This window comes from Pedobacter cryoconitis, from assembly GCF_001590605.1.
Lineage (GTDB): Bacteria > Bacteroidota > Bacteroidia > Sphingobacteriales > Sphingobacteriaceae > Pedobacter > Pedobacter cryoconitis_A.
Window position 1 is genome coordinate 1,525,349 of the sequence record NZ_CP014504.1, and the last position, 21,831, is coordinate 1,547,179.

The 21,831-nt window shown below is 39.8% G+C and carries 14 protein-coding genes and 1 tRNA gene; 11 read left to right on the plus strand and 4 right to left on the minus strand.

Features of this window, described 5'->3' with window-relative positions:
• Positions 1–2: 2 nt before the first annotated feature.
• Genes AY601_RS06520 through topA form a run of 3 tightly spaced genes read right to left on the minus strand, consistent with a single transcriptional unit; the run spans position 3 to position 8,646 of the window.
• Entirely contained in the window at positions 3–5,582 is a 5,580-nt protein-coding gene (locus AY601_RS06520) for an alpha-2-macroglobulin family protein (protein ID WP_068398177.1), read from the minus strand.
• A 57-nt stretch (positions 5,583–5,639) separates the two neighbouring features.
• Positions 5,640–6,044 (minus strand): hypothetical protein, encoded by a 405-nt coding sequence (locus AY601_RS06525; protein ID WP_068398180.1) that lies wholly within the window; start codon positions 6,042–6,044, stop codon positions 5,640–5,642.
• A 4-nt stretch (positions 6,045–6,048) separates the two neighbouring features.
• Entirely contained in the window at positions 6,049–8,646 is a 2,598-nt protein-coding gene (gene topA, locus AY601_RS06530; RefSeq protein ID WP_068398184.1) for a type I DNA topoisomerase, read from the minus strand.
• Between the two features lie 226 nt (positions 8,647–8,872).
• Here topA and AY601_RS06535 point away from each other — a divergent pair, with 226 nt between their 5' ends.
• The 3 genes from AY601_RS06535 to AY601_RS06545 all read left to right on the plus strand — a co-directional run bounded on the left by AY601_RS06535 (position 8,873) and on the right by AY601_RS06545 (position 11,192).
• Complete coding sequence (locus AY601_RS06535; protein WP_068398187.1) at positions 8,873–9,382, plus strand: glutathione peroxidase; 510 nt, start codon at positions 8,873–8,875, stop codon at positions 9,380–9,382.
• Positions 9,383–9,508: 126 nt separating this feature from the next.
• Positions 9,509–10,267 carry a 5'-nucleotidase C-terminal domain-containing protein gene (locus AY601_RS06540; RefSeq protein WP_068398190.1) on the plus strand — a complete coding sequence of 253 codons (759 nt, stop codon included), beginning with the start codon at positions 9,509–9,511 and terminating at the stop codon, positions 10,265–10,267.
• Positions 10,260–11,192, plus strand: coding sequence for a bifunctional metallophosphatase/5'-nucleotidase (locus AY601_RS06545; RefSeq protein ID WP_084359135.1), 933 nt, complete (start codon positions 10,260–10,262; stop codon positions 11,190–11,192). Before AY601_RS06540 ends, AY601_RS06545 begins: the two co-directional genes overlap by 8 nt.
• Positions 11,193–11,198: 6 nt before the next feature.
• Here AY601_RS06545 and mnmA read toward each other — a convergent pair whose 3' ends face one another.
• The gene (gene mnmA, locus AY601_RS06550) at positions 11,199–12,290 is read right to left on the minus strand and encodes a tRNA 2-thiouridine(34) synthase MnmA (RefSeq protein ID WP_068398193.1); all 1,092 of its coding nucleotides are present in this window, start codon (positions 12,288–12,290) and stop codon (positions 11,199–11,201) included.
• A 185-nt stretch (positions 12,291–12,475) separates the two neighbouring features.
• On the opposite strand from mnmA, the gene AY601_RS06555 reads away from it, so the two are divergent.
• The 8 genes from AY601_RS06555 (at position 12,476) to AY601_RS06590 (ending at position 20,934) form a co-directional block, all read left to right on the plus strand.
• A complete protein-coding gene (locus AY601_RS06555; protein ID WP_068398195.1) occupies positions 12,476–14,758 on the plus strand; it encodes a GH92 family glycosyl hydrolase in 2,283 nt (760 codons plus the stop codon).
• Between the two features lie 187 nt (positions 14,759–14,945).
• Positions 14,946–15,018: transfer RNA gene (locus tag AY601_RS06560), tRNA-Lys, on the plus strand.
• Between the two features lie 248 nt (positions 15,019–15,266).
• Positions 15,267–16,286 (plus strand): site-specific integrase, encoded by a 1,020-nt coding sequence (locus AY601_RS06565; RefSeq protein WP_084359516.1) that lies wholly within the window; start codon positions 15,267–15,269, stop codon positions 16,284–16,286.
• Between the two features lie 548 nt (positions 16,287–16,834).
• Positions 16,835–18,655, plus strand: a complete 1,821-nt coding sequence (locus tag AY601_RS06570; RefSeq protein ID WP_068395848.1) for a reverse transcriptase/maturase family protein — start codon at positions 16,835–16,837, stop codon at positions 18,653–18,655.
• A 37-nt stretch (positions 18,656–18,692) separates the two neighbouring features.
• The gene (locus AY601_RS26310; protein ID WP_420480557.1) at positions 18,693–19,094 is read left to right on the plus strand and encodes a hypothetical protein; all 402 of its coding nucleotides are present in this window, start codon (positions 18,693–18,695) and stop codon (positions 19,092–19,094) included.
• Between the two features lie 161 nt (positions 19,095–19,255).
• Entirely contained in the window at positions 19,256–19,681 is a 426-nt protein-coding gene (locus AY601_RS06580) for a MarR family winged helix-turn-helix transcriptional regulator (RefSeq protein ID WP_068398201.1), read from the plus strand.
• Between the two features lie 9 nt (positions 19,682–19,690).
• Entirely contained in the window at positions 19,691–20,038 is a 348-nt protein-coding gene (locus AY601_RS06585) for a GIY-YIG nuclease family protein (RefSeq protein WP_068398203.1), read from the plus strand.
• 11 nt (positions 20,039–20,049) lie between these two features.
• On the plus strand, positions 20,050–20,934 hold the full coding sequence (locus AY601_RS06590; RefSeq protein WP_068398206.1) for an alpha/beta fold hydrolase: 885 nt from the start codon (positions 20,050–20,052) through the stop codon (positions 20,932–20,934).
• Positions 20,935–21,831 lie beyond the last annotated feature (897 nt).

Here is a 21,831-nt window from a genome sequence, read left to right on the forward strand (position 1 = left end):
CTCTATTTAATCACCTGCACCCATTTTCCATCTTGCGTTGCACTAATTGTATTGTTGTACATCGCTTCACATTGTACTGCTGAAAGATAATATTTACCAATATAAGAGGCGTTCAGCAATACCTTATAAGTTACTGTTTCATTCTCTCTTAAATTGAAATAAGTAAATACGCGGTCATCTCTGATATCTCTGTAGGTATAAGGAGAAGAAGAAATGATACTTTCATTATCATTTACTCTTGTATTGATAATCTCCCAGCCAGAAGGGAATATCTGGGTCAATGCCATCTGTTCATACAGCCCCATTTTACCCGGATTTTTTACCACTACTTCCGCGTAAAAATCCAAACCTTGTTTTAATACTGAAGGATCAATTGGTTTTCCATTCAGTAATTTATAGCTGATCGACATATCCAGAATGTCAGCATTGTTAGGTTTGAAATTATTCTGACCTGCGGCTGGTTGTCCATCTAATATTAACCTTGCAAAAAGTACAGTTTGGCCATGATTGGTTACCGCTGCTGTTTTTCCTTTAAAGTTGATTGGCAGACTGCTTAAATACTGATTTCCATTAAATGTCCCTTTTTTACCATCCAGCTGATAGGTATAGTTCAATTTCGCAGAAGCTGAATTTTGTCCGCAGAATTTGGCTACTGCTAATAAACTGTAAGCTGTAGTTTGTGTGCTATACCAGTCATTTGTTCCTAATTTAGCGGCCAGAGTTTGTAATACCTGTGCTGCTTTCCCTCTTTGCCCCATCAGGGTTAGGGTCTCCAGGATCATAGCTTCATCACGACTGTCAGAACCATAAGTTCCACCTAGTTGTGCATAAGGCTTAACGGTTACCTCAAGTCCTTTAATCAATGCATTAGCTGCAGAAGCCTGTCCTGCAAGCTGATAAGCTGCTGCCAGTCTCCATTTAGCGCTGACCGACAAATATTCAAATGCACGTAACCTGTTCATGGCTGCCATCTCTGGTTTACGTGCCAGGGCCAGCACATATAAGCGATAGGCTTGTGAGAGATCGCCTCCGTAGAAATTGTTGCTATTGGGTACCCAGCTTCCTGCTTTTCCTTTCAGGTAACGTAAAACTTCATCCAGCATACCCACAGGGATATTATAGCCACCGTTTTGTGCTTCTACTAGGAAGTGTCCGGCATAATTTGTTCCCCATTCATCAGCCGCAGGTTCACCCGGCCAATAAGCCAGGCCTCCTTCTGTCGTTTGGAAGGAACGCAACCTGTTAATCCCAGCCTTGATATTCTTATCGGTTTGCGCTTTTTGCTGTTCGCTCAGTGGGCTTAATTTATTCAAAAATAATTGTGGGAATACGGCTGAAGTTGTCTGTTCCACACAACCATGAGGATACTGCATCAAATAACTTAGCCGCTTTTTAAGATTAACAGGAGGGATAGCTGATAATTCTACACTGCCAGAATTACTTCCTGCAATACCTAAAGGCAGATAATTTGTTGTCCAGCTTTGTCCGGGCTGTATAATGGCAGAAACTACATTCGTCACGTATGGATTTGGATTTCTGATATCCAGTTCGAGCTCATAAACCGCTTTTTCGGCGCCACTTTGTGCAACGATTTTTACTTTGGCAATTCCGGTCATCTGTGGTACAGTGACTTCAAAATAAGCCATTTGTTCACCCGGTTGTGCGTAAGTTAATTGCTTGGTTTTAAGACCCGCTACTTGTAAATTTTGAGTTTGCAGCTGTACATTAACATTTTTAAGATTCTTCTCGGTGGCGAATACAGTTACTGGCAAAGTAAAACTTTCACCCGGGCCGATAACCCTTGGTAAAGTAGCCAAGACCATGAGTGGTTTTTTTACCTGCACAGATTTCTCTGCAAATCCATAAGCACCATCTTGTCCGGCAACGACCATCGCCCGGACTGCGCCAATATATTGCGGCAACTTGAATTTATGCGTCTGACTGCCTCCTTTGCCTAAAGCAAAAGGCCCCAGGTATTTAACTACAGCGGTAAAGCGGTTTGCCTTTGCAGGGTTGAGGTTCCGGTTTGCACTACCATCACCTCCAATACTTAGAATACGTTCCAGATTACCGCCCCATGCGCCTAATACATAGTCAAAAAGGTCCCATGTTTTAACACCCAAACCTTCACGTGCATAAAATACAGCATGTGGATCGGGAGTTTTAAATCTTGTTAAATCCAATAAGCCTTCGTCTACAAGCGCAATGGTATAAGTCATGGCTTTTCCGTTCTGCTCAGATACGGTAATGGTGTTTTCTGTTTCAGGTTTAATTTTGTCAGCCATTTTAATGACTGGTTTTAATATCGTTTCCGGATCTTCAATGATTAATGGAATAGCTCCATACATCCGGATTGGAAGATCATTGACTGTTTGTGCGTGCGGTTGTAACAGCGTGATATTCGCAAAAACGTTTGGCGTCATGTTCTTTTCTGCCTTGAATTTAAACTGGGTCTGACCTTTTTTGGTATCGGTCCAATAAGTTTTTAAAACCCGGCTTCCATTTTCGATAGAGATTAAAGCTCTTCCGTTTTCGCCAGTAGGGATAGTCAAAACGACCTCTTCACCAACTTTAAATTTAGTTTTATTTGCAGTAAAAGAAAGCATAGAAGCCTCGGTAGGATTTGCTGACTGTTCACGTTGTGCCCATCCCGGCCAGTCCACATAAACAGCTTTGCCGGTTACATGACCGCCATTCAAATCACGAACTAAGACCAGATAACGTCCCCATTCAGGTTCATTAATGTGTAAAGTCCAGTTTCCTTTTCCATTTTGTAAGGTTACATTTTCTTTTTGAATCAGTTTATTGTATTCATTCTGCGTGAAATTAGCGAAGGAGTTTTGAGTATCCTGTTCCCACCACCAGCGCCATTGTACTTTGTATAATTCTACCTGCACATTTTTAGGGCCGGCAATTAGTTTACCATCCCGGTTTACATTCACGATACTAAAGTTATGATCTTTACCGGTCACCAGCATTCCACTTAGTTTTTCTCCCTCTGGTGCTTTGATCCCATAATAATTGGTAAAAACATGGTAGGGGATAGAGAAATTATCAATACTGAAATTTCCACCTGCTTCAAATACTTTGGTCGTAAAATTAGCCTTTAATACGCCTGGAGCGGTTGCGTTATCGTTCAGATTTGTATTGACAGCAGCCATTCCGTTTTCATTCAGTCTGCCTTCAAATATGGTTTTGACCTGCGAGACAAAGTTTACGGTCGGATTGTCAAAGTTATAACCACCAAAGCCAGGGAACGTAGTTTCCATGGTATTCAGATTCACATCTACTTTAGCTTTCAGGTTTTTCCCAACTGCTCCAAATAACCAGTTGGCAGAAAGGGCAGCAGTTGCAGTTGTTCCGGTACCTAAATATTTACGGTTACCAATGTCAAAACCGATCTTTAATCGGTTAGGCATAACGGTCTCTATTTTTAATGTTTTCTGAAAAGAAGCTCCACCGGCTTTTACTTTGGCTACCCAGTTTCCAGTAGGTGCGGTACTTTCAGTAGCTGTGCGGAAAGCATAAAATCCATTTAATGATGCACCGCTAATCGCCTTTTTGACCAGCTGACCTTGTGGGTTATACAATTCAAAAGTAACCGGATAAGCCGCAGGAAGTTTCTTTAGTTTATCTTCCAGAATGAAAGACAAGAAGAGTGAATCTCCTGGTCTCCAGACGCCACGTTCTCCATAGATCAATCCTTTTAAGCCATTCTGCACTACATCACCACCAACATCAAAACGGCTCAGCGGAAGTGAATTTCCATCATCGAGCTTTAAGTATCCACGTTCATCTCCATTTTTGGCAACCAAAAGGAAAGGCTTTCTTTTTAAATCAAAAGAAGCCATTCCATCGCCATCAGTTTTCACAGTATGAATAACCTGACGCTGATAATCCAGTAATTCAAGCGTAACCCCACTCAAGCCTTTTGTGGTCAGCAGGTCGGTCGCAACAATCAGCATGCTGTTGTCATTTCCTCTTTTAGCCACTAATCCGATATTGGATACTAATAAATTCCGGCTTGCAAATTTATCACTGGTATAATAAGATGGCGTACAAGGATTGTCTTTATCACTCCAGTTATAGCCCGGACTGTAATAATTATTATAGGTGCGCCAAAAATCATCGTCCTCATCTATCTTTTCACCGTAATATTCATTGTCATCATCTTGTGAAACCTCTTTTGCACCAGTACCTTCCGCACAGTCCAGAATATTATAGATTTGGCGGAAACTGAAAGTTACCCGGTACATTGCGCCAGGTTCTGCTTTAATAATTTTATCGAGATCCAGCACAAACCGGTTCTTTTTATGAAGATTCAAGGTTTTATCTTCATCCAGGCGGATCTTCTTTTGTAACAGCGGTTTACCAACCCGTCTTAATTCGTTCGCTTCTTTATAGTTGTTGTTCTGGAAAAACTGCGGGATATTATTCTCATATACTTTGATAATGGTTACATCGACAGCTTTCAGGTTAACGGCTTCAAAAGGAAGTACTAATTTGCCTGAGTTGGGAAGAATCGTTCCGCTGCCGGCAATGGTTACCGAAGGAAGTTTATTTTCAAATACAATATTGGCTGTGGTACTTGCATTGAGTACGCGCTCATTACTGTTGACAACTCCCTTGTTGACGGTTAGCGTATAATTCCCCAGGAGTGGTTCTGGCGTATAAATTTTTACCTGGCTACCGTCAATGGTATATCTTAAATCTGAGCCTGTTCCCAGTGTAATCAAACCTGTTAAATCCTGTCCGATACCTACTGGTTCTGAAAATTGTACCAATGCATAATCTTCAAGATTCTGTACTGCTTTTGTTGCAAGTACTTTGAATACACCATTTGCGGGTACTGCTAAATTTTCTTCGCCTTTATTTTTTGCATCTATAGCATCGCCAGACCATTTAAGGACTAGTTTTTCTTCTTTTGATGTTTTTTTGATACTATCAATCAGAAAAGTTGAAGAGTTTTTCTGCGGATTATGCTGCCATTTTATCTTTAACTGCTGATCGGATTCAAGCTCCAGACATTTTTCCAATAGTTTAGGATCTTCTTCATCAGCGGTGCTGATTTCTCCGGTCAGCTTCATGTAAGCTAAGGAAGTATTATTCTGGGATATCAAACCATTCTGGCTGAGGACTAACCCAGGTTTGATGACACTGAATTCGAAATCGAACTCTTCCAGATCTTTCTCTGTTTCGGTTACTTTACCAAGATCAAAAGTGGCCGTATATGTTTTTCCCGATTCTAACTTTTCATCCGGTCTGAATTCTACGGTTTGCGCATCTATCCAGTAAGTTTTACCTTTTACAGCAGGGGAGAAGCTGAACAAATTACGCGTATCCGGTTTACCCAGTTCACCCATTGTTTTCACCTGGCTGGCCAGCTGGATTCTGATAAAACTCTTTTTAGAGACTGTACCAGAAGTATAGCCTTCAATGTATTTTGCATAAGCCTGCTGCATTTCTGCCGGCTTGTGTTTTCTGAAAATGAAAATAGCAGCTATTCCTATCAGAATAACTGCTATTGAACCAATTAAGATTGGTTTTTTATTTTTGAAGAAGGCGTTGTTCTCAGTAGTCATATTTTTCCTTGCACTAGATATCTCAGGGAAAATACGAAAAATTATCGAACTGAAAATTTATTTAATCATCACTCCTGGTTTATTCATCAGGGGGATTTTGATCAGGTTATCATCCACTATACTTTCTGGTAAAAAGATAAATTTCTTATCATAAATAGTACCGTCAATATAGTAACTCAACCAATATTCATTCGTCAGTCCGAAAACTTCTGTATCTATCGCTTCAACTCCTTTAAAGGAATTAGCTGGTACATCACCTAAAAAGTGACGCAATATAGAAGTCTTTACGAGTCTGCCATCCTTTTCGCCATATCCTTTGGAGCTGATCAGTACATTATCAATTTGTACATTTTTCAGATTGACCAGGTAAACGGTCCAGTTTTTTACTTCTGGCGTTTCACTGATCAATACGACTGCCATGGCAAGGTCTTGCACAATATTTTCCGGCAGATCTTTCTTCATATTTTTATTTCTTTTTAACTGGGGCTTTTTTCTTTGCAGGTGCTTTTGCTGCTGCACTTTTTGTAGCAGCAACTTTAGTACCAGCTGCTTTCTTTTTCGTTGCTTTTGGTTCAAAAGCATTCGGAACTTGCTCCACAATCAGTTTTTTAACCTCTTCCAGAGAAAGTACAGCCAGTTCTTCAGGTGTATACTTTTCGTTAGTGGCTGGGTTCTTACCCAGTTTGAGCATGTCTTTTCCAAAACGGATGAAAGGTCCCCATCTGCCGTTTTCGATCGCAATTTTATCAGCAGTCCATTGTTGAATAAATCTGTTGGCTTCTTTCTCTACTTTTTTACCAATCAGTTCCTTGATATCACTATCAGATAATTCATCAAAGTTATAAGCTTTAGGTACGTTGATAAATAAATCATTCCATTTGATAAACGGCCCGAAACGTCCGGTACCTTTAGTCACAGGCAATCCTTCATAATGTGCAACAGGTGCATCAGCAGTAATTTTCTCTTCAATAATTGCAATTGCGCGGCTCTGATCAACAGTTAACGGATCTTCATTCTTAGGAATAGAGATATATGTTTCGCCCCATTTCACATAAGGTCCAAAACGGCCAACGCCTACAGCAACCTCTTTATCTTTATAGTTTTCCAATTGGAAAGGTAACCTGAACTGCTCTAAAGCGTCTTCAAGAGTCACCGTACCCACTGACTGCGATTTCATCAGACTTGCATACTTTGGTTTCTCTTCGTCATCATTCTGACCGATTTGTACCAGAGGGCCGAATTTACCAACCTTTGCGTAAACATTTTTACCACTCACAGGATCAACACCCAATAAGCGCTCACCATTTGCTCTGTCGGCAGTTTCAGTAGTCACTTCAACTTCCTTATGAAAAGGCGTATAAAAAGCATGGAGCATTTTTGTCCAGTTCTGTAAGCCCTGGGCAATCTCATCAAATTCCTTTTCTACTTTAGCCGTAAAGTTAAAATCAACTATACCTTTAAAATGTTCTACTAAAAAGTCATTGACAACTTCACCTATATCAGTTGGGAATAATTTAGATTTTTCCGCACCGGTAATTTCAGTTTTAATGGCTTTGGTGACTTCGCCATTTTCAAGAATAATCGAACCAAATGAACGGCTGCGACCATCACGATCTTCTTTCACTACATAACCACGATTCTGGATCGTAGAAATGGTTGGTGCATAAGTAGAAGGACGGCCAATACCAAGCTCTTCCAGTTTCTTAACCAGGCTTGCCTCTGTATATCTTGCAGGCGGACGGGAGAAACGTTCGGTTGCATTCATCACATTCAGTGACAGCTCCTGACCTTTAGCTAAAGGAGGAAGGATATTTTCGTTGTCTTTGTCTTCTGCGTCTTCATCATCACTGGATTCCAGGTAAACTTTCAGGAAACCATCAAATTTCATGACTTCACCTTCAGCAACCAGGCTTTCACTGCGTGTACTCACTGCAATTTGTGCAGTTGTTTTTTCAAACAAGGCTTCACTCATTTGAGAAGCAATGGCACGTTTCCAAATCAGCTCATACAGGCGTTGTTCAGAACTATCACCAGTTACGGTATGCTGATCAAAGTAAGTAGGGCGGATGGCCTCATGCGCTTCCTGAGCCCCCGCGGATTTAGTTTTATAAGTTCTCAACTGATGATACTTCTGTCCATAGGCAGAATTGATTTCATTTGCTGCAGCTGTTAAAGCTGTTTCAGATAAGTTTACCGAATCCGTTCTCATGTAAGTGATCTTTCCACTTTCATATAAACGTTGTGCAACCTGCATGGTACGTGATACCGGGAAGCCCAGTTTCCGGGAAGCTTCTTGTTGCAGTGTAGAGGTCGTAAAAGGTGCTGCAGGATTACGTTTAGCTGGTTTAGTTTCCAGGCTGCTGATTTTAAAACCGGCATTGACACAGTCGCGGACAAATTTCTCTGCTTCGGCTTCCTGTTCAAATCGCTGAGGTAATTCTGCTTTCACAAATTCCCTTGCTTTTCCTGTGCTGAACCGCGCTGTAATTTTATAGGCAGCGGCCGCGTTAAACTTATTTACTTCACGTTCTCTGTCTACAATAAGACGTACTGCTACTGATTGTACACGGCCGGCCGATAAAGAAGGTTTCACTTTTTTCCATAAAACGGGAGAAAGTTCGAAACCTACCAGGCGGTCTAACACGCGTCTTGCTTGTTGTGCATTAACCAGGTTATAATCAATTGTTCTTGGAGATTCAATCGCTTTTAAAATTGCAGGCTTGGTGATTTCGTGGAAAACAATACGTTTGGTCTTGTTTTCTTTCAATCCCAGCGTCTCAAACAGGTGCCAGGAAATCGCTTCCCCTTCGCGGTCCTCATCGGATGCGAGCCATACCATCTCGGCTTCCTTTGCTAATTTCTTAAGTTCAGCTACCACTTGCTTTTTATCGGCGGGTACTTCATAGGTTTGGGCGAAATCATTGTTCGTATCAATTCCCATATCTCCTTTAATTAAATCGCGGATGTGTCCGTAGCTCGATTTAACAATAAAATCTTTACCCAAATACCCTTCTATTGTTTTCGCTTTTGCAGGTGATTCAACTATTAATAAATTTTTGGCCATCTAGAAGGTTTTTCTGCAAATAAAACTATAAATAAGCCTAAAATCAAAATTCTACCAAGAATAAATCTCAAAAAGTATGATTTGGACGTTGAAATTATTGCTCATTTCTTAAATCCGGGGCCTTAATTTGTACGTTTAATGGATAGGAACCAATTAAGTTTACCTTCCTATTATATACGTGTAAATAATTTGTCCATATATTCGTCATAACATAAAATTTAAAACTATGAACACCCTACTTATTTTATTCAGTTTGTTATTTACCCCGCCGCAAAGCATTTACGATTTTACCATGAAAACAATTGATGGTAAAGAGATTAAGCTTTCAAAGTTCAAGGGTAAAAAAATCCTTATTGTAAATACAGCTTCAAAATGCGGTTATACGCCACAGTACGAAGACCTGGAGAAACTACATCAGAAATATGGTAAAGATGTAGTGCTGATTGGTTTCCCGGCGGGTAATTTCGGTGGACAGGAACTTGCTACAAATACAGAGATACAAGATTTCTGTAAAAAGAATTTTGGCGTTACTTTTTTATTAAGTGAAAAAGTGAGCGTGAAGGGAAATGACATTAATCCGATTTTCAAATACCTGACTTCTGCCAGTAATTCTGATTTTACCGGAGAGATCAACTGGAATTTCGAAAAATTCCTGATTAATGAAAAAGGACAGCTCGTTCACCGTTTCCGTTCTAAGGTTACACCAATGAGCCCTGAACTGACTAAGAACTTGTAACAATTGCTATACAAAGCCTTTAAGAGGCCTTAAAGCATTAATCAGAGAAATCCCTTAACAAGGATTTCTCTTTTTTTTAACCTGGAAACTGAGGGATTGATTTATATTTGCAACTCAGTTTCAACTATGCAGAATTCAACAAAGCTCAGTACATTCATTTTTCTTCTGGTTTCCTTCTTTTTAGGCTCCTGCAGCAGCACTTACCAGGTCGTTAAATCCAATCGTTCGGAATATAAAATTACACAGCATGTAACAGCCGATAGCTCAATTATCCGGACTTATCAACCCTATAAACTGAAACTCGATTCGCAAATGAATGAAGTTTTAGGTTATTCGGAGCATGAACTTACTAAAAACCTGGTCGGTGGAGAGTCTTCTTTAGGGAATTTCTTTGCTGACGCCACTTTATCAGAAGCGCGTAAAACGAATCCGCAAATAGATTTCACCATGCCCAGCGGAAATGGAGGATTACGTAATGATTTACCTTCAGGGCCGATCACCTTGTCTAATGTTTTTCAGCTGATGCCATTTGAAAATGAATTGGTTGTTTTTGAACTGAAAGGCTCAGACGTCCAGTCCTTACTGGATTATATCGCACGCACTGGCGGACAACCTATCGCTGGTTTAACAATGAAAATTAAAGCAAACAAGCCTGTTGACGTGCTAATTGGGGGTAAACCTTTCAATCCTTCAAAAAATTACAGCGTATTGACTTCCAATTATATAGCCGGTGGTGCTGATGGTATCAGCAGTTTCAAAAATCCGGTTTCCAGCAAAGTAATGGGACTGAAGATCCGCGATGCGTTAATCCAATATATTAAGGAGGCTAAAAATAAAGGAGTAAAAATCAGTTCAAAATTAGATGGGAGAATGACGAATGATTAACCGTAGAAAATTTATAAAGACTGGTGGTATTGCGGCAGCTGCAACCGCGCTGAGTATACATTCTTTAGATGCACTGGCAAATGGAGAACTGAAACAGCTGACTATTTTACACACAAACGATGTGCATAGCCAGATCGAGCCTTTTGCGATGGATGGGGGGCGGAACCAGGGTTTAGGTGGAGTAGCGAGAAGAGCAGCATTGATTAAAAAGATAAGAGCAGAACAGCAGCACGTGCTTTTACTTGATGCAGGCGATATTTTTCAAGGGACTCCATATTTTAATTTATATGGTGGAGAGCTTGAAATAAAGCTCATGAGTGAGATGGGATATGACGCGGCAACCATGGGAAATCATGATTTTGACAATGGAGTGGAAGGTTTTTATAAACAACTTCCCCATGCTAATTTTCCAATCCTGGTCAGTAATTATGATTTTTCTGATACGATTATGCATCAATCTACCCAGCCTTTTAAAATCTTTAATAAAGGTGGCCTGAAGATTGGTGTTTTTGGAATCGGTATTGAGTTGAAAGGATTGGTGGGAGAGAAGAGTTACGGGAACACAATTTATCAGGATCCTGTTTTAAAAGCTAATGAAACTGCCGGAATTCTTAAAAACGACCATAAATGTGATTTAATTATTTGTCTGTCTCACCTGGGGTATGAATATCCGGACAAGAAAGTATCAGATCAGACTTTAGCGGAAAACAATGACCATATTGATTTAATCATTGGAGGACATACGCATACTTTTCTGGATAAACCTCAGGATGTGAAGAACCGGGCAGGAAGGATAACAACGATTAATCAAGTCGGTTTTGCCGGTATAAATTTAGGACGTATTGATTATTATTTTGAAGCATACAGAGGGAAGAAATTATTAACTTCTTCTCCCTATATGATTTCAGATCAGCTGGATAGTTAATCCTGTTTAAACAAGGAAACCGCCCCCTAAAAGGTCGTTTCCTTCATAGAAAACAGCCGATTGTCCAGGTGCAATCGCAGATACATTATGGTCAAATACCACACGCATTCTGTCTTTTTCCTGAACGATGGTACTTAACATACCTGCATCTTTATAGCGTATTTTAGTAATCACATTATCCATGGGTTCAAAAATATTCTCATATTTAATCAGGTTAATGTTACGTACCATGGCTTCACTTCTTTCTAATTCTTCGGCTCTGCCCAGCATAACCGTATTACTTTCCGGAAGGATCTGAGTCACAAACATAGGCTCACCAAAAGCGATGCCCAGTCCTTTACGCTGTCCGATTGTATAAAAAGGATATCCCTTATGCTGTCCAACGATCATTCCATCGCTGGTAATGAAATTTCCACCTGCAACACGGTCTTCCAAATCTTCTACTTTATGTTTTAAGAAAGAACGGTAATCATTTTCAGGTACGAAACAGATTTCGTAACTCTCACTCTTTTTTGCCAGTTCTTCCTGTCCCATATCCAGCGCCATTTGTCTGATATCAGCTTTGGCGAAAGATCCTAAAGGAAACTGTGTACGTGCAAGGTTTTCCTGAGAAACGCCCCATAACACATAAGACTGATCTTTATTTTCATCCAGTCCTTTGGAAATTACATGTCTGCCATTGTCATGTTGTCTGACATTTGCGTAATGACCGGTTGCTATAAATTCACAGTCTAGTTTATTTGCACGTTTTAGTAATGCTTCCCATTTGATATGGGTATTACATAACACACATGGATTTGGTGTGCGGCCTGCAAGATATTCGTCAACAAAATTATCAATTACATAATCACCAAACTCTTCTCTGATGTCTAATATATAATGTGGAAAGCCATAATTAACTGCTAAGGTACGGGCATCATTGATACTGTCCAGACTGCAGCAACCGGTTTCTTTACTACTGCTTCCGGATGTTGCATAGTCCCAGGTCTTCATCGTTAAACCAATAACTTCATACCCTTGTTCGTGTAACATTACTGCTGCTACTGAACTATCTACACCGCCACTCATGGCTACCAGAATTCTACCCCTTTTACTCATTGTATTTTAATATGAGACAAAAATAACTGATTTTAGTTAAAGATTCATTTTTTAAGGAGTCAGATCCTTGTAAAAAGGTAAATGAAAAGTATGATTAAACGTTATAGCACATATGATACAGCGTTTTACAATCTTATGTGATATATTAGGCGTTTAATAAAAAACAAACCAAAACAGACTAATTGATGAAGAAATTTCTATTTTACAGTATTTTATTTATTCCTTTTATCGGTCATGCGCAGCAAGATCTTGCTAAATATGTAAAGCCAATCATCGGAACGCAGAAAATGGGACATACTTATCCAGGGGCAGTAGTTCCATTCGGTGCTGTTCAGTTGAGTCCGGAAACAGATACCTTATCCTATGAGCTGAACGGAAAATATAATGGCGATGTTTACAAGTATTGTGCGGGCTACCGTTATGAAGATAAAACGATAGTTGGATTTAGTCATACACATTTCAGCGGATCTGGTCACTCAGACCTTGGAGATTTTCTGATTATGCCCACACAAGGCAAATTACAATTAAATCCGGGTGTGGCTTCTGATCCTAAAGGTGGGTTCCGTTCTGCTTTTTCGCATCAGAATGAAGTTGCAGAAGCAGGATATTACAAAGTTAAATTAGACGATGATCACATTCTTGCAGAACTGACTGCTACAAAAAGAGTGGGCATGCATCAGTATACATTTCCTAAATCTGACCAGTCGCATATTATTCTGGACCTGATTGCCGGTATATATAATTATGAAGACAAGAATGTCTGGACTTATGTGCGTGTAGTCAATGATTCTCTGGTAACAGGTTACCGTCAGACTAATGGCTGGGCAAGAACAAGAACGGTTTATTTTGCGATGTCATTTTCAAAACCATTTGTGAAATATGGTCAGAAAAATTATGACCGCAAACAGGCATATAAAGGATTCTGGGGTAAGTTTGACCAGACAAAAAATTTCCCTGAAATTGCTGGTAAACAGATAAGAATGTATTTTGACTTTAAAACTGAAGATCAGGAAAAAGTGAAGATCAAGTTTGCAATTTCGCCGGTAAGCCAGGAAAATGCCTTAGAAAATATGCGTGCTGAAATACCAGGCTGGGATTTTGAGCAGGTTAAAAAACAGGCAAAAGAGGAGTGGAACAAAGAATTAAATAAGATTACGGTCAATACATCTGAAGATGATAAGGTGAACTTTTATACCGCAATGTATCATGCTTTTATCAATCCAACAGTTTATACAGATGTAAATGGTCAGTATAAAGGACTGGATCAGGGGATTCATGAGACGAAAGGTTTTACCAATTACACAACTTTCTCTTTATGGGATACTTACAGAGCTTTACACCCGTTTTTTAACCTGATTCAGCCATCACGCAACAATGATATGGTGAAGTCTATGATGGCGCATTACGATCAGAATTCATTGAAGATGTTGCCTATCTGGTCGCATTATGCAAATGATAATTGGTGCATGAGTGGTTACCATAGCGTTTCAGTAGTTACTGACGCGATTATTAAGGGTGTTTATAATGGTGATCCTGAAGCGGCCCTTGCAGCTTGTATCGTAACTTCTAACCGCAGGGATTATGAAGGAATAGGTGATTATATTGATAAAGGCTTTATTCCTGCTGAGAAAAGTGGCGTTTCCATTTCCAATACATTGGAATATGCCTACGATGATTGGTGTATTGCCCAATTGGCTAAAAAACTGAATAAGCAGGATATTTATCAGGAATACATGAAACGTTCTGGAAACTGGGAGAATAATTTTGATTCTTCAACAGGATTTATGCGTGCTAAAATGGCTGATGGTACTTTCCAGAAGAAATTTGATGTGATGAGTACACATGGTCAGGGCTTTATCGAAGGTAATTCATGGAACTATAGCTTTTTTGTTCCGCAGAATCCAAAATTACTGATTGAGCGTATGGGAGGGAAGCAGAAGTTTGCAAGCAGATTAGATACCTTGTTTACCATGCATTTACCTGATGAGTTTTTTGCGGATACCGAGGATATTACCAGAGAAGGGATTGTTGGAGGTTATGTGCATGGTAATGAGCCGGCACATCATGTTGCTTATTTATATAACTGGACTGATCAGCCTTGGAAAACTCAATCCAGGATAAGAATGATCTTGAAAATGCAGTATAAAAATGCGCCTGATGGTTTAGGTGGAAATGATGATTGCGGACAGATGAGTGCCTGGTATATATTCTCTTCACTAGGTTTCTATCCTGTAGCACCTGGTTCGGATGAATATTCTTTGGGTAGCCCTGCTGTAAAATCTGCGGTGTTGAAACTGGAGAATGGAAAAACGTTTACTGTGGATGCGATTAACCAGAGTGATAAAAATGTGTATGTACAAAAGGTTTTACTGAATGGTAAGGCGATTACTACGCACACGATTAAGCATGGTGAGATCACTGACGGTGGTAAACTAACATTTTATATGGGTAGTAAACCGGCAAAATAGGTTTATTATAGTAATTAAACAGGGCAGGTGTATGATTATCCTTGCCCTGTTTTGGTTTTAAATCGGATGGGTTAAAATTAATTCTATTGGAAAACAGCTTGTTGACTAGTTAAAGGCATTTTATTTTCATGAGGATTTGCATGTTAATATTAAATTTCTACCTTTGCAGTCCTTCAAAAAGGGAATTGATTCCGTAGCTCAGCTGGTAGAGCATTACACTTTTAATGTAGTGGTCCTGGGTTCGAATCCCAGCGGGATCACAAGAAACAATATCAAAGAGAACTAAAACCCTGCAAATCAAATGATTGCAGGGTTTTTTCTTTTACGGGTTATGCCAAAATATGCGCGAAATCGCATATAAAATGTGCGTCATTCGGTGCGTCGTTCTTTATAATATCAAACTCCCCTAATTCGTATTAAGACATTGATATTCAACTAGTTTAATAGATGAACATCTTGTATGAATGAAACTGCAAAGCTATTTTTGTTTAACCTTAATGTTATCGTTATGAAAACTAATTTTAGCGTGCTTTTCTTTTTGAAAAAGCCAAAAAACTCTACAAAAGGGGCTGTTTACTTTATCTTTTTAAGAATTACGGTGGACGGGGTTCGTGCGGAAATGTCAACAAGCAGAAATTGCGAACCGGAGCGGTGGAATGCAAAAGCCGGAAAAGTCATAGGCACAAAGGAAGATGTTAAAACTTTGAATGCCTATCTGGAAAATATGAAAGCGGAAGTTTATGCAGCCCATAGCCAGCTAAGCGTGGACGGAGCCGAAATAACTGCTGATAGTGTTAAATGCAAATTCTTAGGCAAAGAAGAAAAAGCGCACACTATACTAGAAGCCATTAAAACCCACAATGAAAAAATGAAAGCATTGGTGGAGAAAGAAGAATATGCGCCTGGAACGCTTAGAAGATTTGAAGTATTGGAAAGGCATGTAGAAGAGTTCATTGCAGCCAAATACAACAGAACCGATTTTAATGTAAAACGTATTGACCATGAGTTTATCGACGGTTTTGACTTCTACCTGCATACGGTAAAGGAAAACGATACCAATACTGCAAACAAGCATATTAAAAATCTCAAAAAGATCGTAAGCATCTGCCGGAAATATAAATGGATCAGTACTGATCCCTTCTTTGGCCATACGCTAAAATCCAAGCCTGTCCACAGGGAGTTTTTAACGGCTGATGAATTGCAGAAGATTACCCAAAAACGGTTTACAACTGATAGGTTATCGCAGGTAAGGGACTTTTTTCTTTTCAGTTGCTATACCGGACTTTCCTATGCGGATGTTCAAAAACTTAAACTAGCCGACGTAAGTATTGGGGTTGATGGGGAAAGGTGGATATTTACCTACCGAAAAAAAACAGATACAAGGGTGGCAATCCCCTTGCTTCCAATAGCGGCAAGTATCCTTGATAAATATAAAGATCACCCTTATTGCCTCCCTAACAACAGGGCGTTACCAATCTCCAGCAATCAGAAAATGAACGAATATCGTGCGCCCGTAAAGGTTGCGTAATGAATGTCTCTTTAGCAAGAGACTAGACTAGGTTCCAAGTCTACTCCCGACCGACTTATCTGGAGGGGAAACCTGATAGGGAGTGTAGCATGTCGGTTTACAGCATGGCCGCTTTAATTGCCAAAGGCGAGTGCATTGCTGGGGAGAAAGACAGACACGAGGATGAAGCCTATACTGGTTGAATGATAGTTCAGTGGGGCATGTTGAACCTGTGACGAAAGGCAGTTGTATTGTCACACCGTAGCTATCTCAATTGACAGGTAGCCTTTGAGAGCATAGAACACCGCTACGGCACAACCGCAATAAGCGGAGAAAAGAACGAAAGTCGCATCCGACAGTCTGTCGCGCTAACAGTCATTACGAAGCTAAACGGGGATTTCCTAAGTCGGGATGCCCATATATAAAAAAAAAAGGGCTATGTATAAAGATACTGAATACCCGATATGGAAACGGAGCTTCCGTAGTAGTCCGAGCAGGGTAATACCCTGTACATGGCGAAGGGAAGCAGTTGTCAACTTAATACAAACTAAGGAAAACGTGTGAGACGTATGAGAGATCCAGTGCAAGTATTAAACGCTTTATGCGAACATAGCAAAGATTCGGGCTACCGTTACCAAAGGCTCTACCGAATTCTGTTTAATGAGGAAATGTTTTTCATCGCCTATCAGCGTAAATATGCCAATCAAGGTAATATGACGCCGGGCACCGACGGCAGAACCGTCGACAGAATGAGCATTCACCGCATTCAGAAACTTGTGGCAAGTCTGAGAGACGAATCGTATCAGCCTCATCCTGCCCGCCGGGTGTATATACCCAAGAAGAATGGAACGAAACGCCCGTTGGGTATTCCCTCTTTTGAGGATAAACTCGTGCAGGAAGTGGTACATATGATTCTGAAAGCCATCTATGAGGGGCAATTTGAAGACACCTCACATGGCTTCCGTCCCAACAGAAGCTGCCACACGGCATTAAGGGACATTAAGGTTACATTCAAGGGAACACGATGGTTTATTGAGGGCGATATCAAAGGTTTCTTTGATAATATCAACCATAATGTAATGATCGATATCCTCAGAGAACGTATCTCTGATGATCGTTTCCTGCGTTTAATCCGTAAGTTCCTGAATGCTGGCTATATGGAGAACTGGACATACAACAATACCTACTCAGGAACACCGCAAGGCGGAATCATTAGTCCTATCCTGGCTAACATCTACCTTGACAAGTTCGATAAGTATGTAAAACAGTATGCAGAAAGTTTCAATAAAGGCAAATCACGTAGACTAACCACTGAGTATCAGCGTAACCGGAATCAGAGAAATGCATTACGATGGAAACTGGAAGCGGAAACGGATGAAAACCGCAAAGCTGAACTGAAATTGAAAATGGCCGAAATGCGTACGGAAATGCTGGATATTCCAGCAACAAGGGACATGGATGACACGTTCAAAAGATTGAAGTACATAAGGTATGCTGATGACTTCCTCATCGGAGTAATCGGCAGCAAGGGAGAATGTGAAAAAATCAAAGCTGATATTACCACTTTCATGAGTGAAAAACTCAAATTGGAAATGTCTGAAGAGAAGACTTTGATTACCAGCGCACAAGAACCCGCAAAATTCCTTGGATACGAAATCACTGCACGCCGGTCCATGGACCACACGCGTACACGATGTGGACTACAGCGCCGTCCGTGGTCAGGAACAATTGTCTTAAATTTATCTTACGAAACCGTACTTAAGCGACTTCAGTCCTATAACGCTGTGCTTATCACACAAGTAGACAGGAAACAAACGCTTAAGCCATCGTCTCGCAAGTATATGGTGAATAGGCAAGATGCAGATATCATGGCGCAATACAATCTTGAATTGCGGGGATTCTACAACTACTATTCCATCGCAGACAACATCGGCTATCGGGGATGGAAGTTCAATTACTTCATGAAATATAGCATGCTCAAAACGCTCGGCCGTAAGCACAAAAGAACTGTCGGACAAATACTTGAGAAGTATAGAGACGGGACGGATGTGGTCATCCCCTATAGGGATAATAAAGGCAACGCGAAACAAAGAGTGTGGTATAATGGGGGATTCAGATGTAAACGCTTCAAAGACATCTACGAGGATAATTATTACGACAAGGCTCCCAATACCATGTATCTTCCTGCCCCCACACTTGTGGAAAGGCTCAGAGAGAGAAAGTGTGAACTTTGCGGTGTAATGGGAGACCTCGTGATGCATCACGTACGTAACATTAATCAGCTTAAAGCTGATACCAAATGGAATGCAGTGATGATCAAACGCCATCGTAAAACACTCGCAGTCTGTCAAGGCTGTGATGCATTAATCCATAAAAGCTATGATAAGTAAAGTTATGTTGACAATGGAGAGCCGTATACATGGAGACATGTACGTACGGTTCGGGGGCGGGTTAGCAGAGACTTACCACCGCAAGGTGGCAAAGCGCTGTTGGCCTAGCCCACTGGTTGAAATTGCGGCACTTTCAGGGGTTAATAAAACATTGGGCAACCGGATAGCGAAGCGGACTTTTGGCACTACGGTAACTTTATTGAATGGCGTACCTATAGAAAGTGTGTCTAAAATGCTTGGACACACTAATATACGTACCACACAATTATACGCCAAGGTACTGGATACCAAAGTAAGTGAAGATATGGCGCCTCTTATGAGGAAATTTGTTGCTCAACATACCAAAGCTAATGAAGTTACAGAATCAAAAATAAGCGCTGACATTGCATTAATACGGGAAAAACACACTGTCATCCCTGTCATGGAAGAGACTTGGTAACACAGGCTTATCACCTTCTAAATACTGACCACGTATTGCTATTGCGATGCGTGGTTTTTAAATTACCGGTAACGATACATCTATTAAAAACCATAAAATATATTTGGTGTCAAAATAAAAACGCTATGTTTGTAACTACTTAACAACTCAAATACTTTTCAATGATCAGTGAAAATTTAAATTCGGCTTTGGCTATTATAAAAACTCAATCGATTCTTTCAAAAAAATTCGATAAACTGAATATGCACGGTCTGGGTATGAGTGATTTCATCATACTTTATCTATTGAAAAATAGCCCCGGTAATCAATCTAGAAGAATTGATTTGGCAAGTAAAATGGGCATTACTGCATCTGGAATTACAAGATTACTTGCTCCGATGGAGAAAATAGGTTTAGTCGATCGGCAGTCGAATGCTCGTGATGCACGAGTGAGCTATGTTGTATTGACCAAAGCAGGTGAACAGATATTTGAAGAGGCTAAATTAACTGCAGAAGAAGTTGCCGAAGAAATTTTCTCCTCTTTGAAAAAGAAAAATCACAGCATAATGATGGATGTCTTAAATGATTTGATTGCAAAGTTTAATTAAAATAATACAATGGATAAAAACGTAAAAAAGAGATACAGGGAAGAATTTGAAAACAAGAATGTGGAGATGGGGATTCTCGTTATAAAAAATAAAGAAAATAGAAAAGTATTTTTAAAACCTACCCTTAATGCAGAGGCCTGGATAAATAAAACCAAATTTATGTTGAAAAACGGACAATTTGAAAACGCCGAGCTACAAAATGATTGGACTACCCTAGGGGAAAATATTTTCAGCTTTGAGATGATTGCGGTGTTAAAAGAAAATGAGAATCAATTTTTTGATTATCGAAAAGAACTGACCAAAATGAAACAGGCTGTGAATGAAAGCTTGTTAAAGAATGAGGTTGAACATTATTAATTTTACTGAAAATGCCATTTGCAAAGCTAAATAAAATTGCCCTTTTCTACGATGTCATGGGGCCTGAAAATACCAAAACAGTATTGTTGATTTCAGGATTAGGAAGTCAATTGACAAGTTGGAGCTCTTCATTTTGTCAAGAATTTGTAGATAACGGATTTAGAGTTATTCGTTTTGACAATAGAGATTCAGGTTTATCGACCTTTATAGAATTTGATATAAAGAATGTGAGTGAAATGATGGGCCTTCTGCAACAGGGAAAACAGCCAGAAAATGCTTATAAATTGGCGGACATGGCCAATGATGTTATTTCTCTGTTGGATGAATTGAAGATCGAAAAAGTTCATGTAATGGGTCGCTCTTTAGGTGGAATAGTGGCACAAATCATCGCATCAGATTATCCAGAACGGATAGAGAGTTTAACCATTATTATGTCGACTTCTTTAAATCCTACTTTGCCCCAGCCAAAAGCAGAAGTAATGGGTTTAATGCTTCGCCCAATGCCCAATTTCAAAGAGGAGTTAGATTTATATCTGGAAAAGAGACTAGAATTTGTCAAGGCCATAACGGGAAGTGGTTTTCCAATTAAGCTAGAAGACGAAAAAGAAAATATTTTAAAAGACCTGCAAAGGTCGCCATCAGCTAATATCCTTGGACAAATCTGTGCAATGGCATTAACATCTTATGACTTGGATCGATTAAAAAAAATCAACATACCTACATTAGTAGTTCATGGATCAGAAGACCCTTTATTTCCCCTAGCGTGTGGCAAAGATATCGCCAACTCAATTCCGAATGCATGTTTTATGAAAATCGAAGGGATGGGGCATTCCCTCCCTAAAGACCTGAATATAATAGTCATTGATGCATTTATGAAGAATAATGTTACTCAATAATATAAAACTAGAGTAAAATTGATCGGCCACAACAACTGATATATAAAGTGTCCACGGTACCAATTGTATACTGCAAAGCCAATGTACAATGGCAGGAAACCAAGGCACACCACTCCGTAAATGCCCAGAGCGAGAACGGTGGGCTGGCTTATGTGCGATGGGGTTTCGCAGGCCACAATGAGCGTTGGGATACTGATCAATAAGCAAATATATGCTGAAGATTACCAGCTCTGTAAATTGAGGTTGTCTATTTCCTTAAAATGCTTGTTGTAAAATCACTACCTGAGTATATTCAACAGTACACTCCTTAAACTGGTAAAAATGGGTGGTGACAATGCTATACCCGAAGAAGCAGGAAGAAAAGTCATGAGGCAATGGTTAAAAGCAGTCTTAGCAGACAGAACTAAGTATATTACTGATAACCTATAGGTCATCTGGTTTGAAATTATGCTATTAATAGTTAAGCTCAATCCGTTGTTTTTAGCACTGGCCGATGTTGAAGGCAATGCCTTTTCCGTAAATGCCAGAGCAAAACCCTTCAGTTTTGCAGGCCGAAAATGAGCGCGGGCAAATATGAAACTATGACCTTGACCGGTGTGACCAACGGGAGCGGTAAAAGAGTTTTTGTATAGCAAAAACATTAACTTGCTCCCTCAATGTCTTATATTATAGGGCCTAGTAGGGCAACTGCCCAACTTCCGTTTGCTCATTTAACTCGTCCTGAAATACGTTTATCAATAGTTATTCAAGGAAGCTTCACAATATGATCATAGATTCATATTGAAAAAGATATAAAAGACACAATAAGTAAATTGTTATATTTAAATTTTTAGAATATTGTTTGGTGAAAAAAAATATAAATTTCAATATTATGCTTGTTTACAAAATAATCCATCT

Bases quoted from the DNA above. Each gene is read 5' to 3' on its own strand.
- AY601_RS06590 (WP_068398206.1), top strand. From the start codon at position 20,050: ATGCCATTTGCAAAGCTAAATAAAATTGCCCTTTTCTACGATGTCATG.
- AY601_RS06555 (WP_068398195.1), top strand. From the start codon at position 12,476: ATGAAGAAATTTCTATTTTACAGTATTTTATTTATTCCTTTTATCGGT.
- AY601_RS06525 (WP_068398180.1), bottom strand. From the start codon at position 6,044: ATGAAGAAAGATCTGCCGGAAAATATTGTGCAAGACCTTGCCATGGCA.
- AY601_RS06520 (WP_068398177.1), bottom strand. From the start codon at position 5,582: ATGACTACTGAGAACAACGCCTTCTTCAAAAATAAAAAACCAATCTTA.
- topA (WP_068398184.1), bottom strand. From the start codon at position 8,646: ATGGCCAAAAATTTATTAATAGTTGAATCACCTGCAAAAGCGAAAACA.
- AY601_RS06540 (WP_068398190.1), top strand. From the start codon at position 9,509: ATGCAGAATTCAACAAAGCTCAGTACATTCATTTTTCTTCTGGTTTCC.
- AY601_RS06565 (WP_084359516.1), top strand. From the start codon at position 15,267: ATGAAAACTAATTTTAGCGTGCTTTTCTTTTTGAAAAAGCCAAAAAAC.
- mnmA (WP_068398193.1), bottom strand. From the start codon at position 12,290: ATGAGTAAAAGGGGTAGAATTCTGGTAGCCATGAGTGGCGGTGTAGAT.
- AY601_RS06545 (WP_084359135.1), top strand. From the start codon at position 10,260: ATGATTAACCGTAGAAAATTTATAAAGACTGGTGGTATTGCGGCAGCT.
- AY601_RS06570 (WP_068395848.1), top strand. From the start codon at position 16,835: ATGAGAGATCCAGTGCAAGTATTAAACGCTTTATGCGAACATAGCAAA.
- AY601_RS06580 (WP_068398201.1), top strand. From the start codon at position 19,256: ATGATCAGTGAAAATTTAAATTCGGCTTTGGCTATTATAAAAACTCAA.
- AY601_RS06585 (WP_068398203.1), top strand. From the start codon at position 19,691: ATGGATAAAAACGTAAAAAAGAGATACAGGGAAGAATTTGAAAACAAG.
- AY601_RS26310 (WP_420480557.1), top strand. From the start codon at position 18,693: ATGTACGTACGGTTCGGGGGCGGGTTAGCAGAGACTTACCACCGCAAG.
- AY601_RS06535 (WP_068398187.1), top strand. From the start codon at position 8,873: ATGAACACCCTACTTATTTTATTCAGTTTGTTATTTACCCCGCCGCAA.